We start from the raw sequence: 18,470 nt of genomic DNA on the forward strand, positions 1-18,470 counted from the left end.
ACTTTGTTTTTTGAACAATTAGAATTCAGATGCATAATAGAAAAATAAAAAATCGAGTACATACGGAGGAAAAAACATGAAATTCTTCATAGATACAGCAAACATGGAAGAAATCAAACAAGCGCACGAACTTGGCGTATTAGCAGGAGTTACGACTAACCCGTCTCTTGTCGCAAGAGAAAAAGGTGTATCTTTCCATGACCGTTTAAAAGAAATTACAAGCCTTGTAAAGGAATCTGTTTCTGCAGAAGTCATTGCGCTTGATTTTGAGGGAATGATGGCTGAAGCGCAAGAACTTATTGCTATTGCCCCTAATATCACCATTAAAGTACCAATGACTCCAGACGGATTGAAGGCTGTTGCGGCTTTAACAAAACAAGGAGTCAAAACAAATGTTACCCTTATTTTTAGTGCCAACCAGGCATTATTAGCTGCTAGGGCAGGAGCAACTTATGTGTCTCCATTTTTAGGACGCTTAGATGATATCGGTCAAAATGGCCTGGATTTAATCTCTGATATTGCTGATATTTTTGCTATTCATGATATCAATGCTGAAATTATCGCAGCTTCAATTCGTCACCCGATGCATATTACAGAAGCTGCTCTTAAAGGAGCCCATATTGCAACGATTCCTTATAAAGTCTTAATGCAATTATTCCATCACCCATTAACAGATAAAGGGATTGAAGCTTTCTTGAAGGATTGGAATTCTCGTACAGAAGCATAAATTACCTTGCCGCTAAGTCGCTATAAATTGCACCGGTTAAATGGAAATAAACAAAATTAGAAATTTTTATCATTTTTTTACATGACTTTTCTATTTTTGTGTAAACTAAGAAACTAGATAGTAAATGTTGTCGGATTATGCAATTTTCTTGTGGTAAAATATTACTTTTTGGAAGTAGCTTCTAAGTGCTTAGCGTGGAAGGGAGTATATTATGGAAAAACTTAAAATTGCCGGTGGCTACCCTCTAAAGGGAAGCATTCGTGTCAGCGGTGCAAAAAATAGTGCGGTCGCCTTGATTCCTGCAACAATTTTAGCAGACTCTCCTGTTACGATAGAAGGCTTGCCTGATATCTCAGATGTAGAGATGCTGAAAGAGTTAATGGAGGAAATTGGCGGTGATGTTGCCTTTAATGATGGAGAAATGACAGTAGACCCCAGCAGGATGATTTCAATGCCTCTGCCTAACGGAAGAGTGAAGAAATTACGTGCCTCTTATTATTTAATGGGCGCGATGCTAGGGAAGTTTAAAAAGGCTGTGATTGGCCTGCCTGGAGGTTGCCATTTAGGTCCTCGACCAATAGATCAGCATATAAAAGGTTTTGAAGCACTTGGCGCACAAGTGACGAATGAACAAGGTGCTATTTACTTAAGGGCGGATGAGCTACGAGGCGCACGTATCTATTTGGATGTCGTGAGCGTCGGGGCAACGATTAATATTATGCTTGCTGCCGTTTTGGCTAAAGGAAGGACAGTTATTGAAAATGCAGCGAAAGAACCGGAAATCATTGATGTTGCCACGTTGTTGACCAATATGGGAGCAAAAATCAAGGGTGCTGGAACGGATATTATCCGTATTGATGGTGTGGACAGTTTGCATGGTTGCAGACATACGATCATACCTGATCGGATAGAAGCTGGAACTTTCATGATTTTAGCCGCAGCAGTCGGCGAAGGCATCTTAATTGATAATGTCATTCCCCAGCATTTAGAGTCGTTAACGGCCAAAATGCGCGAAATGGGCATAAATATCGAGGCTGGTGATGATCAGATCTTTGTTTCTCCAGGTGAGAAATATAAAGCGGTTGATATCAAGACGTTAGTTTACCCTGGATTTCCAACAGATCTTCAGCAGCCCTTCACGTCTCTTCTAACAAAAACAAGTGGTTCTAGCATGGTGACCGATACGATTTACGGGGCCCGCTTTAAGCATATAGATGAACTGCGGCGCATGAATGCAAAGATTAAAGTCGAAGGCAGAGCCGCAATTATTAATGGTCCGGTTCAACTTCACGGTGCAAAAGTAAAGGCAAGTGATTTACGTGCCGGAGCAGCTTTAGTAATTGCCGGCTTAATGGCAGAAGGGATTACTGAAGTGACCGGGCTTGAGCATATAGATCGTGGATACAGTCATCTTGTAGAGAAACTTTCAGGTTTGGGAGCAACGATTTGGCGTGAAGAAATGACGGAAGAAGAAGTGGAGCAGCTGAAAAGCTGATCCGTTTCTTGCTGCCTCATTGTGTTACATATATAAAGTAATGTGTTATACTAATATATAAATAGAGCATGCTAGTGCACATTGAGGGGGAACCAAGAATGGAAAGAAGTTTATCGATGGAGCTTGTTCGCGTGACAGAGGCGGCGGCGCTATCTTCTGCACGTTGGATGGGAAGAGGAAAGAAAGACGAAGCAGATGATGCAGCAACAACTGCAATGCGAGATGTTTTCAATACAATTCCTATGCAAGGTACAGTTGTAATCGGTGAAGGGGAAATGGAYGAAGCTCCMATGCTYTATATTGRTGAGRAGCTTGGTACTGGGCTTGGACCATTAGTGGATGTTGCGGTTGATCCTTTAGAAGGAACGAATATCGTTGCATCAGGAGGTTGGAATGCTTTAGCAGTCTTGGCGATTGCAGATAAAGGGAATCTGCTTCATGCTCCGGATATGTATATGGACAAAATAGCAGTTGGTCCTGAGGCAGTTGGGCAGATTGATATCAATGCATCAGTACTGGACAACCTGAAAGCGGTAGCCAAAGCAAAAAATAAAGATATTCAAGACGTAGTCGCAACGGTATTAAACCGCGATCGTCATTCGAAGATCATTCATGAACTTCGTGAGGCAGGTGCCCGGATTAAGTTAATCAACGATGGAGATGTTGCTGGTGCCATTAATACGGCATTCGACTTAACTGGTGTTGACATATTATTCGGATCAGGCGGAGCTCCAGAGGGAGTTATTGCAGCTGTGGCTTTAAAATGCCTCGGAGGAGAAATTCAAGGTAAGCTTCTTCCTCAAAGTGAAGAAGAAGTGGCTCGCTGTGGGAAAATGGGTCTTGAGTTAGGGAAAGTCTTGAGAATGGAAGATCTGGTTCGCGGGGATGATGCAATTTTTGCTGCAACAGGTGTGACGGATGGAGAACTTTTACGTGGTGTTCAATTTAAAGGCCATTACGGTGAAACACAATCCGTAGTCATGCGTGCTAAATCAGGTACCGTTCGTTTCATTGATGGAAGACATAGTCTAAAAATTAAACCGAATGGCTTAATTGACTGAGACTATTTTCATAAAAAATTACCGAGAGAAAGCGAGCGGTTTCATCGCTCGCTTTCTCTATAAAAAAATTTAAGTTGAATAATTAAAATAAAAAAAGTAAAATAAAGCTTGGTCTACTAATAATTGATTTGAATATATATAATCTGCCCTTTCACTCCAAACTTCAAGAAGCCTTCAAATAATTTTCTTCTTTACATGTAAAAATGTATCATCCTTTCTAAGAAAACTCTGGTCGGGTACATGGATTGCGGTTTTTCTTCCATTTAACAAACCATTTCTTTTTCAGTATGGGTGAAAACGTTTAATTAATAAAAGTGTGGTGTCATAATGAATTTAACTATTTCCAATTTAGAAAACATGAAACTAAAGGATCTCTATGAGCACGCGCGTGAATATAAAGTTTCCTATTACAGCAAACTGTCAAAAAAGGAACTTATTTTCGCAATCTTAAAGGCACAAGCTGAGCAAGATGGTCTTCTTTTCATGGAAGGCGTTTTAGAGATTATCCCTTCAGAAGGCTTTGGTTTCTTACGTCCAATTAACTATTCTCCAAGCTCGGAGGATATCTATATTTCTGCTTCGCAGATCCGCAGATTTGATTTGCGTAACGGTGATAAGGTTTCCGGTAAGGTTAGGCCGCCAAAAGAAAACGAGCGTTATTATGGATTGCTGCATGTGGAAGCTGTCAATGGGGATAACCCAGAGTCCGCTAAAGAGCGTGTTCATTTCCCAGGCTTAACACCGCTGTATCCAAACAGACAAATTAAACTGGAAACAACACCGAAGAATTTATCAACGAGAATTATGGATGTCTTAGCACCTGTTGGTTTTGGACAGCGTGGTTTGATTGTTGCACCGCCAAAAGCTGGTAAAACGATGTTAATCAAAGAAATTGCTAATGCCATAACCACGAATCATCCGGAATCGGAATTGATTGTATTGCTTATTGATGAACGTCCGGAAGAAGTAACAGACATTGAACGTTCGGTGGCTGGGGACGTGGTTAGTTCGACGTTCGATGAAGTGCCGGAGAACCATATCAAAGTCGCAGAACTAGTGTTAGAACGGGCAATGCGCCTAGTTGAACATAAACGTGATGTTATTATTTTAATGGACAGTATTACTCGTCTGGCGCGTGCCTACAACCTTGTCATTCCGCCAAGCGGTCGTACACTATCCGGAGGGATTGACCCGGCTGCATTTCACCGGCCAAAACGTTTTTTCGGTGCAGCTAGAAATATCGAAGAGGGTGGTAGCTTGACGATTCTTGCTACAGCTTTGGTAGATACAGGTTCCCGAATGGACGACGTCATTTATGAAGAGTTTAAAGGTACAGGTAATATGKAGCTTCATTTAGATCGGGCCCTTGCCGAAAGACGTATTTTCCCAGCGATTGATATTCGTCGCTCTGGTACTCGTAAAGAAGAACTGTTAATTCCGAAAGATCGTTTGGATAAACTTTGGGCAATTCGGAAAACAATGTCTGATTCACCTGATTTTGCCGAAAAATTCCTTCGCCGTTTAAAACAGACAAAAGGAAATGAAGAATTTTTCAGTAAGTTGGATGAAGAGATGTTAGAAATGAAAAAGGGACCAGCAAACGCAAAACGTTCTTAAACAGGGAAAGAAACAAACTGTTGCACAACTAGTCTTAAATTGCTATAATGAGTTCATGTGTTTTTACAATAAATGTGAGGGTACTTTTCTCTCACCTTGAAGTATATAACTCTGTTTCGAATGATTCAGGGCAGAAGGAGCTGAAAAGAATGAAAACTGGAATTCATCCAAATTATAAACTTTCAAAAGTATCTTGCTCTTGCGGAAACACTTTTGAAACTGGTTCAGTTAAAGAAGAGATCAAAGTTGAGACTTGTTCAGAATGCCACCCATTCTATACTGGTCGTCAAAAATTCGCTGAAGCTGGCGGACGTGTTGATCGTTTCAACAAAAAATACGGTATTAAATAAGCCGGACTTTTCAAAAAACAGGCAAGTATTTTTCTTGCCTGTTTTTTCTTTTCTATAAACAAGTTTGAATTTATATAAAGCCGGGTCTAATTCCATTATGGCCAAGGGATTGACAGGTGGAAGGGAGTAGCTGTTTCCATGTATGTAATGAAACAAACAGGCTGGATCGAGCTTATTTGCGGAAGCATGTTTTCAGGTAAATCTGAAGAATTGATTAAACGAGTCAGCCGTGCTCAATTTGCTAAAGAGCAAATAGCCGTTTTTAAACCTGCTATAGATAATCGCTATGCGGAAGAGGCTGTCGTATCACACAATGGGTCCTCTGTGATGGCAAAACCTATTGCCCATTCAACAGATATTTTTAAGTATTTAGATAAGCCCTTAGATATCATTGCAATAGATGAAGTGCAATTTTTTGATCATGAAATTGTCGGGGTTGCCCAGCATCTTGCGGACAGCGGTTATCGAGTGATTATGGCAGGACTCGATCAAGATTTCAGAGGTGAACCATTCGGTCCTATGCCTGCTTTATTGTCGCTAGCAGAATCAGTAACAAAGCTACAGGCTGTGTGTGAAGTGTGCGGATCACCTGCAAGCAGGACACAACGATTGATTAATGGTGCACCGGCCTCCTATGATGAGCCGATCATCCTTGTAGGTGCATCGGAATCATACGAGCCCCGTTGCCGCCATCACCACGAAGTCCCAGGCAAGCAGACGGCAGGGATTAAAGAACATATTTAAATCATGGTGCCTTAAGATCCAAAGAGATCTTAGGGCACTTTTATTAATTACACAAGTTCAGCTAAAAAAGAGCCTAAGGGAAAACAGCTATTACCTTGAGTGTTAGAGTGGCAAAACCTTGTGTTTTATTGATATCAAATTCATGAGGGTATCCTTTGTTGTTACTTATTTAGCCCTGTGTGTCCCTTTCATGGATCAATCATTAGACCTGTATAAGTCTCTTCATTTTTCTATTCCCCCTCTCGCCTACTCAAAACTATTCAGTCCTATACGTTACCGCATTCAATTGCTTTTAAATTCTTGATTTAGAGTTTTATCTAACTTGATTTTATGCTAATAATAGAGTTGTTTAATTATAGAAAAAATCGTATACTTGACACAAAAGTCGTTTACTATTGTTGTTGTATGGAAAAAATTCTTTTCAAATATCTCTTGCAAAGTGAGTCCTTCAGTACATAATAAAGCTGTTTATTATCAAATAAACTATTTAGATAAGGGATAGACGAGAATAGACACCAAATCAGCAGGTGCCTATTCTCGTCTTATGCTATTTTATGTAGTTTAGTTTCCACAATTTTATTCCGCGAAATTGTTTATCTTCATCGTAGTCATGATTTGTAATACCTCCTGTAACAACACCTGCCAGAAAGATGTTATGGACATTTGCCTTATACATATCTGAATTAATTGAATAATGTATTTTTTGTATACCAATTAGTTGTTTATTCCTGTAAATCGGGTGAGGTATGCACCCGTGAAATTCACCTAATTTTACAGGCGGGTTAAGTATTTAACCTTTATTAGAAAGATATTAATTTATGGGGTGTGACAGATGAAAAAGAAATTGTTTGGAATTATAGTATTAGCTACATTAGTTTCATCTTTCATGTTAGGGGGTTGTAATCAGCAACTCGATCAATCTGGTGATGCAAATGGTGAGGGTATTCAGAAGAAAAAGGACGAACTTGTGATGGCTTTTGGATCTGAGCCTGAAGCAGGTTTTGATCCAACAACTGGGTGGGGACGTTATGGTTCACCGCTATTCCAGAGTACTCTACTAAAAAGAGATAACAAGTTAAACATTGTAAATGATATTGCAACCAGTTATAAAGTCAATGAAGATGGCAAGGTTTGGACTGTAATCTTGCGTAAGGATGTGAAATTTTCAGACGGTCAACCATTAACCGCTGATGATGTAGTCTTTACATTTGAAACAGCTACTAAAAATGGGTCAGTTGTTGATCTTAATGGTATGGATAAAGTAGAGGCAATGGATGATTACACAGTAAAATTCACATTAAAAGAACCTCAATCAACATTTGTTAATTCTTTAGTAGGAACGGGAATTGTCCCAAAACATGCATATGGAGCAGACTATGCTGAAAACCCTATAGGTTCAGGGCCTTATCAGCTCGTTCAATGGGACAAGGGGCAACAGCTTATTATAAAGGCTAATCCTGAATACTATGACAAAAAGTCGTATTTTAAAAAGATAACCTTTTTATTCTTAAACGAGGATGCGTCATTTGCTGCTGCACAAGCGGGAAAGGTTGATCTTGCCTATATACCAGCTGCATTTAGTAACCTGGAAGTACCTGGAATGAGACTGGAATCAGTAAAAACAGTAGATAATCGGGGAATCGTCTTCCCATTTATAAAGTCAGGGGATTTTACTGAAGATGGTTTACCAATTGGTAACGATGTAACAGCCGATCCAGCTATTCGTCATGCGATAAATATTGGAGTAGACCGAAAAGCACTTGTGGATGGAGTCTTAGAAGGACGTGGGACTCCAGCCTATACTTCAGTGGATGGCCTTCCTTGGTGGAACCCAGATACAGTCATTAAAGATGCTGATTTGGACGGTGCGCGAAAACTTTTGAAAGAAGCCGGGTGGAAGGATACAGATGGAGATGGGATTCTTGAGAAAGACTCTTTGAAAGCTGAGTTCACTCTATATTACTTAGCGAGTGATGCAATAAGACAATCTCTTGCCATTTCTGTGGCCGATATGATCGAGCCACTAGGAATTCATATTAAATTAGAAGGTGGAAGCTGGGATATTATTGAAAAGAAAATGTATTCGAATGCTGTCCTTTTAGGTTGGGGAAGCCATGACCCTCATGAGATGTATAACATTTATAGTAGTAAATTTGCAGGGGTAGACTATTATAATACTGGTTTTTATCAAAACAAAACGGTAGATGATTATTTTGAAAAGGCTCTTCGCGCTACAAGTGAAACAGAAGCAATTGAGTTTTGGAAAAAAGCGCAATGGGATGGAACAACAGGTTTAAGTGCGAATGGCGACGCTCCATGGGCCTGGTTAGTGAATATTGATCATTTATACTTAGTGAAAGATGGACTTGATATCGGAGAACAAAGAATCCATGTTCATGGTCATGGTTGGCCTGCAACAGATAATATAGTTGAATGGAAATGGACTAAGTAACTGTGCGTAAATATATAGGTGGAAAGCTTGGATTATTTTTATTGTTGAAAGGTTTAAGAATGGCCACATTATTATTTGCCATTTGTTTAATTTCTTTTCTATTAATAAAAAACTCTCCGATTGATCCAATTCAAGCCTACATTGGTGCAGATATGTTGAAGGTAGGACCTGAGCAACGGGAGAAGATAGCTGAATATTGGGGAGTTGACCAACCAGTTATGGTGCAGTTCTTGAATTGGGGCTCTGCTTTGCTAACAGGTGATTTAGGAACTTCAATGATATTTCGCCGCCCGGTAATTGACATTATTGGTGAACGATTCTTAAATTCCCTAGCGCTCATGATATCAGCTTGGGTATTATCAGGTATGATTGGATTTGCCATGGGTGTTGTAGCGGCAATGAAAAAGGGGACTTGGATTGATCGAATAATAAAATGGTACTGTTTCACACTAGCTTCAACTCCTACCTTCTGGATGGGGCTCCTTATTCTTATCGTTTTTGCCGTTTGGCTAAAATGGTTTCCATTTGGAATGGGGGTTCCAGCTGGTGTCCTTGCAGAAAATGTCACAATGGTGGATCGAATCAATCATCTTATTCTGCCAGCGATCACACTTAGTATAGTTGGGGTCGCTAATGTGGCACTACATACGCGCCAGAAGCTGATTGATGTTCTTGCTAGTGATTATGTCTTATTCGCTAGGGCGAGAGGTGAACAAGGCTTTGTCCTGTTTTGGAGACATGGATTACGTAATGTTGCTTTGCCAGCGATTACCTTGCAGTTTGCGGCTTTTAGTGAATTGTTTGGTGGAGCAGTGTTGGCTGAGCAAGTTTTTTCATATCCCGGTTTAGGACAGGCTACGGTAGAAGCGGGGCTAAGGGGAGACGTTCCCCTTTTATTGGGATTAGTTATATTTAGTACAATATTTGTTTTTGTAGGAAATTTACTGGCTGATTTGAGCTATCGTTTATTAGATCCGAGAATGAGGGAGGGGAGAAGATATGATTTCAAGCCTCAAATTAAAAAATAAAGATAATCATAAACAACTTCCTTCTAATCGAAAGAAGCGGACGCTTTTTATAATCCTAATTTCAATTATTTTTTTAGTAATTGTTATATTAGGAGGTGTTTTAATTGATGAGGGGAGAATTGTAACAAATCTTAATGATCGAAATGCTCCTCCATCCCTAGACCATCTCTTTGGTACCGATTGGTTAGGTAGAGATATGTTTACAAGAACGTTAATGGGACTTTCTTTAAGTATAGGAGTTGGATTGATTGGAGCAATTGGAAGTGCGTCAATTGCTCTTTTCTTGGGTATGGCAGCAGCAACAATGGGGAAAATGGCAGATCGTCTTATTTCATGGCTCATCGACCTTTTTCTGAGTGTACCACATCTCGTAACTCTTATTCTTATCGCTTTTACATTAGGGGGAGGATTTAAAGGAATTGTAATTGGATTAGCTTTAACACATTGGCCAAGTCTTGCTCGAGTCATCAGAGCAGAGGTTATGCAAGTTCGTTCAGCAGAATATGTTCAGGTTTCACAGAAAATGGGGAAATCCCAATGGTGGATTGCTTTGCATCATATTCTTCCACATATAGCTCCACAACTGTTAATTGGTTTTATGTTACTGTTTCCTCATGTTATTTTACATGAGGCGGCAGTTACATTTTTGGGTTTAGGATTGTCGCCTCACGAGCCGGCAATTGGAATTATTCTATCAGAATCGATGAAGTACTTATCTTCAGGTATGTGGTGGCTTGCCTTTTTTCCAGGGCTTTGTTTGCTGATTATCGTTAGAACGTTTGATCAGATTGGAGAGAATATCCGGTTGCTCATAGATCCTAATAGGGCTCAAGATTAATCAGATATGCTACGTTCAATATTAAGAGGAGTTAACAAATGCCTATTCTTGAAGTGGAAAATTTATCAGTATCTTTTAAGCAATATACTGGACTTAAACAGAAAACTCATAAAGTTATATCAAGTTTAAATGTTACTCTTGAAGCAGGTGAGATTCTTGCTGTTGTTGGAGCGAGTGGATCGGGAAAAAGTCTGCTCGCACATGCCATTCTAGGAATACTGCCGAGAAATGCAAGTATAAGTGGAGTAATTAAATATGCGGGAGAGGAACTCACCCCTGATCGGCAAACTGTATTAAGAGGTAAGGAAATTGCTCTTGTACCACAATCGGTAAACTTTCTAGACCCACTCATGCGTGTTGGAAGTCAAGTCCGTACTTCTGTAAAAAATGGGGATGCTGTATCGGTTCAACGGGAGGTTTTTGAGCGCTATCACTTAAGGCAAGAGGTTGAGAAAATGTATCCATTTCAACTTTCTGGAGGTATGGCGAGGAGGACGCTTCTATCCACTGCCATGGTAAGCGGAGCAAAGGTGATTATTGCGGATGAGCCTACTCCAGGGCTCGACCCCGATGTAATAAAGGAAGCGCTAAATAATTTTAGAGAGGTTGCCGACAATGGTTGTGCGGTGATGCTGATAACTCATGATATTGAATCGGCCCTTAATATTGCAGATAAAATTGCCGTATTTTATGCAGGAACTACAGTAGAGGTAGCTCCAGTGGAGAACTTTAAAGGTCACGGTGAGGAAATACGGCATCCTTATAGTAAGGCTTTGTGGAGAGCATTACCTCAAAATGATTTTATTCCAATTCCAGGTTCGCAACCTCATCCAAGTTCATTACCAGCGGGATGTTTGTTTGCACCACGTTGTGTAATGGCAACACCTGAATGCCGGCAAGTACAACCTGAAATGCGAAAACTTAGGGGGGGAATGGTGAGGTGTATTCATGCAACTTGAAGCAAAAGACATCGGATTTCGATATGGAAATGGACCATGGCTGTTTCAAGGAGTCAATTTAACGCTAGAGCCAGGGGAAATCGTTGGCATCACTGGTCCAAGTGGATGTGGGAAAACAACGTTTTGCCGGATTTTAGCGGGTTTTGAGACACCAATTGAGGGAACTGTGACCTTTAATAGTGCTCCATTGCCAAAGAAAGGATATCATCCTGTTCAATTGATCTTTCAGCATCCAGAAAAAGCGATTAATCCACGATGGAAGATGCACAAGATTCTTAATGAAGGATGGAAACCCAATAAAGAGGTGTTAGAATTACTGGGAATTGATCGGGAGTGGCTAGAACGATGGCCTAACGAACTATCGGGAGGAGAGCTACAACGATTTTGTGTTGCCCGTGCATTAGGACCCAATACTCGATTTCTAATTGCAGACGAAATGACAACAATGCTCGATGCAATCACACAGACTCAAATCTGGCATGCTGTCATTGAAATTGCTAAAAAGAGAAAGATGGGAATAGTAGTTGTAACTCATGAATCTAAGCTTATGCAAAGACTTTGTCAACGTGTGATTGATTTTAATGATTTTAGTTGAGATAAAGAAATTAATTGAATGACATTAGAAAAGGAGATCTCTTTAATAGAGACCTCCTTTCTTATATTATCTATTTCTAATCATTCTCTTTACTATTATTTTCGTGTTCCGCTACTTTTTCATGGATTTCTGATTCAATTGCCTCAACCAGATCCTCTTCAAGCTTTTGCTTTGGCTGAGGATGGAACCATTGAATTTCTCCTTCATGAACAAAGCCTTTGAATTCCTCTCCCTGCACTTGCAAAGAAAATTGTCGGCGTTCATGTACCCGGTCTTCAAATGCTGGTTTTATTTCAAGGCCTTTAATCTCTTTTGAAATTCCATAGTGTCGCATTAATGAATGTATGGTAGTTTCAATAATGTCCACTTTACTTTCACCAATCGTTTGTTTTGGGTGAGGGTGGAGCCAATGAATTTCATCCTCATGAAAATGCCCCTTGAATTCCTCTCCTTGGACTTTAAAAGTGAATGCGTGTCGCTCGTGAACACGGTTCTCGAACACTGTTTCTACCTCAAAATCTTCAAGTTCGGGTTTTGCATTCTTATCTTCAGGCATACTGTATCCCCTCTCATGAAAGTTTCTACTTAAATATTTTTCCTAGATTATCGTAAATATTGAGTTACAAGATCGGTAAAATACCGGAGTAATCTATTAATTGCCTATTATATAGGTCTTTATTTAAGACTGTCATTTAAAGGGCGCAGTTCATGGGAAATCGGTCTTTAATAGCACAGCGTAATGTGAATTTAGGAACTCAAAATAAATACAATATAAAATGGCTCATCTGGCTGTGCCTTTTAAAGGAGCAGCCTCCGATGAATGTATTAATATTTCCGTAAAAAGCTTGGTGTACGATTATTCCACTTCTCGCTGATGATCTTTTGGCACTGATCCAATATTCGTTCAATGACTTGGGTAGAGTGGGCTAGGATTCGTATGCTAAAGCCTGGCACGGCTAGCTTTGAAATTCCAAATTTAAAACTCGATTCTTCTATTTGAATCACTTCATACAATTCATCGAGAAGAGAATTATTCGTATATTCGCTGACCGCAATCATAGAGCCTAGGTGAGTAAAGCCTTCCATGAAACCTAGACCCGATAGTGTTTGTTTTTCTGGCATTAATTTGATATGGTCAAACACACCAAGTTTACCATTCAGATAAACCTCAGTAACTAATTGAATGGTATTATAGCTAAACTTTTTACCCTCCGGGGACCAGCCAGGTGTGAGGATATCTGTGTAAATAAACGTTGCTCCACTTTCCATATGAACTACATTTTTTTGCTTGTAATGAGCATTTTCATAAGCAATTAGCGGATCTGGAAGGTATTCTAAATAACTGCCTTTTTGCAAGTGAATTTGGGTTTCCTGATAGGCATAGCCTTTCGGCGTTTTATATACTTTTGTCGCAGATTGGGTAGTTAAAGTAACTTTAGAGCCTTCATCGGCTGATATTTCCATCTTGTATCGATCGCCGTCTAAATAGCCGCCGCCGGGATTTAGAAGGTAATAGCAGACCTGACCTGAATCATCAAAGTAGATCGGTCGCATAACTTTGAGTGCACCTTGAAAATACACCCTTTTTGCGACGGTTTTCCCTTTCCGTTCTTCTAGGTCCAGAGATAAAGTGCCAGTCCAATCTGTCATATTAATCTAAACCTTTTAATAAAGCATGCTGCTTAATCCAGTCGATTACTTCAGGAAGGCCATCATCATTTTTTAAATTTGTAAAAACGAATGGTTTGTCACCGCGGAATACTTTTGTGTCCTTTGCCATTACTTCAAGGCTGGCACCGACATATGGAGCAAGGTCCGTTTTATTAATGATGAACAAATCAGATTTAATCATACCTTGTCCGCCTTTGCGGGGGATTTTTTCCCCTTGGGCAACATCAATAATATAAATAGAAAAGTCAACTAGTTCAGGGCTGAAAGTAGCTGCAAGATTGTCTCCGCCACTTTCAACAAAAATAAGTTCAACGTCCGGGTGACGCTCGATTAACTCATCGATAGCGGCGAAGTTCATGGAAGCATCTTCGCGAATGGCGGTATGAGGACAGCCGCCCGTTTCCACACCAATGATCCGATCCTCTGGAAGAACACCATTTTGTATTAAAAATTTAGCGTCTTCTTTTGTGTAAATATCGTTTGTGACAACTGCCATTTTTATTTCATTTTCGAGATGGCGTGTCAATTTTTCTACAAGCATTGTTTTACCTGCTCCAACAGGTCCTCCAACACCGATTTTTATTGGTTCCATTAAAACACTTCCTTTACTGATTCTTTCAAAAAAATTAAGACATAAATATTCGAATGTTAACGCGTTCATGTTTCATTTGAGACAGTTCAATACCAGGAGAAACGATGCCAAAATCATCTTTCGTTAGTTGCAGAATTCTTTCCACAGCCTGTGTTAATTCTGGTATAAAATTGTGAGTAATTGTTTGACCTGCTGTTTGTCCAAGAGGAATGGCTCGTACCGCATTTTGAACTTGGCTGGAAATAGCAGAATACAAATAGTAGAGGATGGTGTCTGGTTTTGTTACCCCAAGCCCATGTGCTACCATCGAAAATACAATAGCGGGATGGCCGAATGAACTCTTTCTCTTAATTTCCGCTCTATATTGTGAGAGGATTGGCATACCGTATAGCGATTCTGTGAGTTTTAGCATTCGATCCCCAATCATTTGTGTTCCTTCCCGCGTTTCCCTCGGCAAGTTTTGGACAGTTAATAGGCGATCCAGGTTCCATATTTCTTGAATATCCTCATCCATAAGAGCTTCATAAACGAGACGAGAGGCAAGCCCATCTGAGTAGATGAGCTGCTCATGTAAATACACTTTAAGCCACTGGAAAAATGTCTCCTGGTCCTTAACTTGATCTTCTTGTATATAACTCTCCAGGCCGAAAGAATGGCTGAAAGCGCCGGTAGGTAAATTAGAGTCGCATAGCTGAAACAAAGAGAGAATATTGTTATTCATGACTGTGGCCTATATGACGGAACGCTTGTTTCACTTTTCGTTCTTCCCGTTTAAAAGGAATTCCGAGTTCTTGAAGTAATTCCTCAACCAAATAGTCATATTGGACCAACATATCATCTTCTTCAAATTGAGCAGGGAGGTGACGGTTGCCAAGTTGATGGGCGATTGTCCCCATTTCTTTTATGCTTCGAGGGGAGATAACAAGTAAATCATCTGATAGCACATCTATGACGATCATATTTTTATCATCCATGTATAATACATCTCCAGCTAAAAGGTCTCGATGCTCTTTTAAGCGAATACCAAGCTCATTGCCGTGATCCGTTTTGACCCGTTGAATGCGCTTCATTAAATGTGCGCTTTCCAAGTACACTTTTTCTATATGACGCTTTTTAATTTCGTTTGTATCCATCTTTTCTAAGTTAGTGACAACTTTTTCTATAATCAATACTTTTCACCTCAGAATAGGAAATATCGCTGACCCATTGGCACCGTATCAACTGGCTCGCATGTCAGGAGTTCTCCATTTACTTTTACTTCATATGTTTGCGGATCAACTGTAATATCAGGTGTTTCAGCATTTAATTTCATATCTTTCTTAGTTAGAGTCCGAATTCCGCCAACAGGTAGAATCATTTTATGTAGTCCAAGTTTTTCATGAACACCATCATCGTAGGCTGCTTGAGAAATGAAAGTAACCGAACTTTTTGCTAAGGCCTTTCCAAACTGAGCGTACATTGGACGATAAATATACGGCTGTGGTGTCGGGATAGATGCATTGGCATCACCCATTAACCCAGTAACCGCAAGACCGTTTTTAAGCACCATTTCTGGCTTCACGCCAAAAAACTTTGGAGACCAGAGGACTAGATCTGCCAATTTTCCAACTTCAATAGAACCAACATGCTTTGAAATCCCATGTGTAATGGCTGGATTAATAGTGTATTTGGCGATATAGCGCTTAGCCCGGTTGTTGTCGGCATGTTTGCTATCTCCAAACAGGATGCCTCTTTGTTTTTTCATTTTGTCTGCTACTTGCCATGTGCGTAGAACGACTTCTCCTACTCGGCCCATTGCTTGGGCATCAGAGCTTACCATGCTAAATACGCCCATGTCGTGAAGGATATCTTCTGCTGCAATTGTTTCCCTTCTAATTCTAGAATCTGCAAAAGCGATATCTTCTGGAACAGAAGGATTTAAATGATGGCAAACCATGACCATATCAAGGTGTTCGTCGATAGTATTAACGGTATAAGGGAGGGTGGGGTTCGTTGATGAAGGCAGAATGTTATGGTAACCTGCTGATTTGATTAAATCAGGTGCATGGCCACCGCCTGCGCCTTCAGTATGGTACATGTGAAGAACTCGGTCTTTTACTGCGGCCATGGTATTTTCCATAAATCCGCTTTCATTTAATGTATCTGCGTGCAGGGCAACTTGAATGTCATATTCGTCTGCTACCTGTAGTGCGTAGTCAAGGGATGAACCAGTAGCTCCCCAGTCTTCATGAACTTTTAATCCGATAACTCCAGCTCTAACTTGCTCGATTAAGGGTTCAGTGGAAGCAGCATGTCCTTTACCTGTAAATCCAATATTTATAGGGAGGCCTTCAGCAGCTTCAAGCATGCGGTGAATATTCCATTCACCCGGAGTAACCGTAGTTGCCTTAGATCCAGCTGCAGGACCTGTACCGCCCCCGATTAATGTTGTTGTTCCAGATGTTAGTGCTACCTGTACTTGTTCTGGATTAATAAAATGAACGTGGGTATCGATGGCACCAGCTGTCACAATCAAACCTTCACCGGCGATTATTTCTGTAGATGCGCCAATAATAATATCCACATTGTCCATAACGAGTGGATTTCCGCTTTTACCAATTCCAGAAATTTTACCATCCCGAATGGCTAGATCTGCTTTACAAATTCCTGTGTAATCTAAAATTACTACGTTCGTTATAACGGTATCTGCCACACCGTCTTTACGGGTTGCAAGGGGGTGCTGGCCCATGCCGTCCCGAATGACTTTTCCGCCGCCAAAGACAACTTCTTCTCCGTATGAAGTGTAATCTTTTTCAATTTGAATAAACAAATCTGTGTCAGCAAGGCGGATAGAGTCACCAGTAGTTGGTCCGTACATTTCAGCATATTGTTTTCGGGACATTTTAAAACTCATGATTCATCCTCACTTTCTAATTTGCCGTCTACTTTATTATTGAACCCGTATATACGCCGTTCTCCTGCAAAATTTAGAAGCTGTATTTCTTTTTCATCCCCGGGTTCAAAACGAACAGCCGCTCCAGCAGGGACATTTAATCGCTTTCCGTAAGCTTTCTTCCTATTAAATTGGAGTGCTTCATTTACTTCGTAGAAATGAAAATGTGATCCGACCTGAATAGGGCGGTCGCCGGTGTTAGTAACAGAAATGGTGAATACTTCTCTTCCTTCATTACAAATAATCTCTTCTTCTTTTAAAATGTATTCTCCTGGCAACATATAGCTATCCCTCCTATTTATCGTATCGGGCTGTGGACAGTCACCAATTTCGTTCCATCTGGAAAAGTTGCTTCAACCTGAATATCATCTATCATTTCAGGTATTCCTTCCATGACATCTTCTTGTGTCAAAATGGAAGCCCCATACTCCATAAGTTGGGCTACAGTTTTCCCGTCTCTTGCCCCTTCCATAACCTCATAAGTGATGAGGGCGACAGCTTCCGGATGATTTAACTTTAATCCTCTGTCTTTTCGGCGCTTCGCAAGATCCGCTGCCACCACTATCATAAGCTTGTCGATTTCCCGCGGCAATAAATGCATAGTTGAATCCTCCTGTTGTAATTACAAACAATAAAAAAACTCCCTATTTGGAAGAAAGGGGAGCTAATTATTACCCTTTATTCATTTTCTCCTAAATCCATGTAGATAATCCTTTCAAAAGGATTTTAACATACAAAGATTTTAAGATGAAGTTTAACGCAATGCGGTTTGAACTAAAAATAGACATTTGCAATAAACTTTAACTATTAAGATAAAGTCGAGCATTTTGTAAAAAAGAGGGAAGAGAAATAAAAGATACATTTTGCTTCATTTTGGGAAAGCTGAAGAGGAACCGCTCTTTATAAACTTAACCAAAATGGAGGGAAAAAATATGAAATCAATACTGATTTTTATGACTGCTTTTCTTCTTGCTGCACTAACAGCATGCAGTCAAAATGACAATGCAATAAATAATGATTCGGAATATGGGGATCAATCCCGGGATGGCAAAGATTTTGTTGGCAAAAGTTTAAAACATGTATCTAATAAGGATTGGGACAATGAAGCGGAACGGCCATCGGATCAAGTCCTCAACACTCCGCATCATACATCCAATAATTCTCCATCCATGGGGCAGGAAATAGATAAAATCCGATCAATCATTAAATCGGAAACTAATTATGATGCAGGCTCCGTATGGTTTAATGGCAATACCATACATGTTACGGTCCATGATAAAGGTGAAATCAAGACGGATGAAGAAAGAAATGAGGAAAAGCAGCGAATTCAAGACATGATAACCAGAGTTGTTCCCCAATATAATATAGATGTTAAATTAAAGAAATAACCACAATTTTGAATCCTCTTT

20 protein-coding genes are annotated in these 18,470 nt (G+C 40.1%); 12 read left to right on the forward strand and 8 right to left on the reverse strand.

What is annotated here, in order from left to right; genetic code table 11:
• Positions 1–76 precede the first annotated feature (76 nt).
• The 11 genes from fsa to AC1DUW_RS00565 all read left to right on the forward strand — a co-directional run bounded on the left by fsa (position 77) and on the right by AC1DUW_RS00565 (position 11,866).
• Positions 77–727: a fructose-6-phosphate aldolase gene (gene fsa, locus AC1DUW_RS00515; protein ID WP_053348454.1), complete on the forward strand. Its 651-nt coding sequence runs from the start codon at positions 77–79 to the stop codon at positions 725–727.
• 211 nt (positions 728–938) lie between these two features.
• Positions 939–2,222: a UDP-N-acetylglucosamine 1-carboxyvinyltransferase gene (locus AC1DUW_RS00520; RefSeq protein WP_053348455.1), complete on the forward strand. Its 1,284-nt coding sequence runs from the start codon at positions 939–941 to the stop codon at positions 2,220–2,222.
• Positions 2,223–2,320: 98 nt separating this feature from the next.
• Positions 2,321–3,283: a class II fructose-bisphosphatase gene (gene glpX / locus AC1DUW_RS00525; protein WP_477641789.1), complete on the forward strand. Its 963-nt coding sequence runs from the start codon at positions 2,321–2,323 to the stop codon at positions 3,281–3,283.
• 327 nt (positions 3,284–3,610) lie between these two features.
• Positions 3,611–4,900 carry a transcription termination factor Rho gene (gene rho, locus AC1DUW_RS00530; protein ID WP_477641790.1) on the forward strand — a complete coding sequence of 430 codons (1,290 nt, stop codon included), beginning with the start codon at positions 3,611–3,613 and terminating at the stop codon, positions 4,898–4,900.
• A gap of 149 nt (positions 4,901–5,049) precedes the next feature.
• Positions 5,050–5,250, forward strand: a complete 201-nt coding sequence (rpmE, locus tag AC1DUW_RS00535) for a 50S ribosomal protein L31 (RefSeq protein WP_053348458.1) — start codon at positions 5,050–5,052, stop codon at positions 5,248–5,250.
• A gap of 138 nt (positions 5,251–5,388) precedes the next feature.
• Complete coding sequence (locus tag AC1DUW_RS00540) at positions 5,389–5,994, forward strand: thymidine kinase (protein ID WP_053348459.1); 606 nt, start codon at positions 5,389–5,391, stop codon at positions 5,992–5,994.
• Between the two features lie 832 nt (positions 5,995–6,826).
• The gene (locus AC1DUW_RS00545) at positions 6,827–8,446 is read left to right on the forward strand and encodes an ABC transporter substrate-binding protein (RefSeq protein WP_477641791.1); all 1,620 of its coding nucleotides are present in this window, start codon (positions 6,827–6,829) and stop codon (positions 8,444–8,446) included.
• 59 nt (positions 8,447–8,505) lie between these two features.
• Positions 8,506–9,474, forward strand: coding sequence for an ABC transporter permease (locus AC1DUW_RS00550; RefSeq protein ID WP_477641825.1), 969 nt, complete (start codon positions 8,506–8,508; stop codon positions 9,472–9,474).
• Positions 9,446–10,312 carry an ABC transporter permease gene (locus AC1DUW_RS00555; RefSeq protein WP_053348461.1) on the forward strand — a complete coding sequence of 289 codons (867 nt, stop codon included), beginning with the start codon at positions 9,446–9,448 and terminating at the stop codon, positions 10,310–10,312. The genes AC1DUW_RS00550 and AC1DUW_RS00555 overlap by 29 nt, the downstream gene beginning before the upstream one ends.
• 38 nt (positions 10,313–10,350) lie before the next feature.
• The gene (locus AC1DUW_RS00560) at positions 10,351–11,271 is read left to right on the forward strand and encodes an ABC transporter ATP-binding protein (RefSeq protein WP_379157041.1); all 921 of its coding nucleotides are present in this window, start codon (positions 10,351–10,353) and stop codon (positions 11,269–11,271) included.
• Positions 11,261–11,866: an ABC transporter ATP-binding protein gene (locus AC1DUW_RS00565; protein ID WP_053348463.1), complete on the forward strand. Its 606-nt coding sequence runs from the start codon at positions 11,261–11,263 to the stop codon at positions 11,864–11,866. The genes AC1DUW_RS00560 and AC1DUW_RS00565 overlap by 11 nt, the downstream gene beginning before the upstream one ends.
• A gap of 76 nt (positions 11,867–11,942) precedes the next feature.
• Here AC1DUW_RS00565 and AC1DUW_RS00570 read toward each other — a convergent pair whose 3' ends face one another.
• The 8 genes from AC1DUW_RS00570 to AC1DUW_RS00605 all read right to left on the reverse strand — a co-directional run bounded on the left by AC1DUW_RS00570 (position 11,943) and on the right by AC1DUW_RS00605 (position 17,662).
• On the reverse strand, positions 11,943–12,422 hold the full coding sequence (locus tag AC1DUW_RS00570) for a hypothetical protein (RefSeq protein ID WP_053348464.1): 480 nt from the start codon (positions 12,420–12,422) through the stop codon (positions 11,943–11,945).
• 269 nt (positions 12,423–12,691) lie between these two features.
• On the reverse strand, positions 12,692–13,516 hold the full coding sequence (locus AC1DUW_RS00575) for an urease accessory protein UreD (protein WP_053348465.1): 825 nt from the start codon (positions 13,514–13,516) through the stop codon (positions 12,692–12,694).
• A gap of 1 nt (position 13,517) precedes the next feature.
• Positions 13,518–14,129, reverse strand: coding sequence for an urease accessory protein UreG (ureG, locus tag AC1DUW_RS00580; protein WP_053348466.1), 612 nt, complete (start codon positions 14,127–14,129; stop codon positions 13,518–13,520).
• A 34-nt stretch (positions 14,130–14,163) separates the two neighbouring features.
• Entirely contained in the window at positions 14,164–14,850 is a 687-nt protein-coding gene (locus AC1DUW_RS00585; protein ID WP_053348467.1) for an urease accessory protein UreF, read from the reverse strand.
• Complete coding sequence (gene ureE, locus AC1DUW_RS00590; protein ID WP_053348468.1) at positions 14,843–15,298, reverse strand: urease accessory protein UreE; 456 nt, start codon at positions 15,296–15,298, stop codon at positions 14,843–14,845. Before ureE ends, AC1DUW_RS00585 begins: the two co-directional genes overlap by 8 nt.
• 11 nt (positions 15,299–15,309) lie before the next feature.
• Positions 15,310–17,022: an urease subunit alpha gene (ureC, locus tag AC1DUW_RS00595; protein ID WP_053348469.1), complete on the reverse strand. Its 1,713-nt coding sequence runs from the start codon at positions 17,020–17,022 to the stop codon at positions 15,310–15,312.
• Positions 17,019–17,342: an urease subunit beta gene (locus AC1DUW_RS00600; protein ID WP_053348470.1), complete on the reverse strand. Its 324-nt coding sequence runs from the start codon at positions 17,340–17,342 to the stop codon at positions 17,019–17,021. Before AC1DUW_RS00600 ends, ureC begins: the two co-directional genes overlap by 4 nt.
• A 17-nt stretch (positions 17,343–17,359) precedes the next feature.
• Positions 17,360–17,662: an urease subunit gamma gene (locus AC1DUW_RS00605; protein ID WP_053348471.1), complete on the reverse strand. Its 303-nt coding sequence runs from the start codon at positions 17,660–17,662 to the stop codon at positions 17,360–17,362.
• A gap of 331 nt (positions 17,663–17,993) precedes the next feature.
• Here AC1DUW_RS00605 and AC1DUW_RS00610 point away from each other — a divergent pair, with 331 nt between their 5' ends.
• Positions 17,994–18,449 carry a hypothetical protein gene (locus tag AC1DUW_RS00610; protein WP_152952396.1) on the forward strand — a complete coding sequence of 152 codons (456 nt, stop codon included), beginning with the start codon at positions 17,994–17,996 and terminating at the stop codon, positions 18,447–18,449.
• The last annotated feature ends 21 nt before the right edge of the window (positions 18,450–18,470 follow it).

The sequence above is a fragment of the Peribacillus sp. P4_C12 genome (assembly GCF_056402095.1).

Bases quoted from the DNA above. Each gene is read 5' to 3' on its own strand.
- AC1DUW_RS00560 (WP_379157041.1), top strand. From the start codon at position 10,351: ATGCCTATTCTTGAAGTGGAAAATTTATCAGTATCTTTTAAGCAATAT.
- ureC (WP_053348469.1), bottom strand. From the start codon at position 17,022: ATGAGTTTTAAAATGTCCCGAAAACAATATGCTGAAATGTACGGACCA.
- AC1DUW_RS00545 (WP_477641791.1), top strand. From the start codon at position 6,827: ATGAAAAAGAAATTGTTTGGAATTATAGTATTAGCTACATTAGTTTCA.
- ureG (WP_053348466.1), bottom strand. From the start codon at position 14,129: ATGGAACCAATAAAAATCGGTGTTGGAGGACCTGTTGGAGCAGGTAAA.
- AC1DUW_RS00600 (WP_053348470.1), bottom strand. From the start codon at position 17,342: ATGTTGCCAGGAGAATACATTTTAAAAGAAGAAGAGATTATTTGTAAT.
- AC1DUW_RS00550 (WP_477641825.1), top strand. From the start codon at position 8,506: ATGGCCACATTATTATTTGCCATTTGTTTAATTTCTTTTCTATTAATA.
- AC1DUW_RS00565 (WP_053348463.1), top strand. From the start codon at position 11,261: ATGCAACTTGAAGCAAAAGACATCGGATTTCGATATGGAAATGGACCA.
- AC1DUW_RS00575 (WP_053348465.1), bottom strand. From the start codon at position 13,516: ATGACAGATTGGACTGGCACTTTATCTCTGGACCTAGAAGAACGGAAA.
- AC1DUW_RS00570 (WP_053348464.1), bottom strand. From the start codon at position 12,422: ATGCCTGAAGATAAGAATGCAAAACCCGAACTTGAAGATTTTGAGGTA.
- rpmE (WP_053348458.1), top strand. From the start codon at position 5,050: ATGAAAACTGGAATTCATCCAAATTATAAACTTTCAAAAGTATCTTGC.
- AC1DUW_RS00555 (WP_053348461.1), top strand. From the start codon at position 9,446: ATGATTTCAAGCCTCAAATTAAAAAATAAAGATAATCATAAACAACTT.
- fsa (WP_053348454.1), top strand. From the start codon at position 77: ATGAAATTCTTCATAGATACAGCAAACATGGAAGAAATCAAACAAGCG.
- AC1DUW_RS00540 (WP_053348459.1), top strand. From the start codon at position 5,389: ATGTATGTAATGAAACAAACAGGCTGGATCGAGCTTATTTGCGGAAGC.
- AC1DUW_RS00585 (WP_053348467.1), bottom strand. From the start codon at position 14,850: ATGAATAACAATATTCTCTCTTTGTTTCAGCTATGCGACTCTAATTTA.
- AC1DUW_RS00610 (WP_152952396.1), top strand. From the start codon at position 17,994: ATGAAATCAATACTGATTTTTATGACTGCTTTTCTTCTTGCTGCACTA.
- AC1DUW_RS00605 (WP_053348471.1), bottom strand. From the start codon at position 17,662: ATGCATTTATTGCCGCGGGAAATCGACAAGCTTATGATAGTGGTGGCA.
- AC1DUW_RS00520 (WP_053348455.1), top strand. From the start codon at position 939: ATGGAAAAACTTAAAATTGCCGGTGGCTACCCTCTAAAGGGAAGCATT.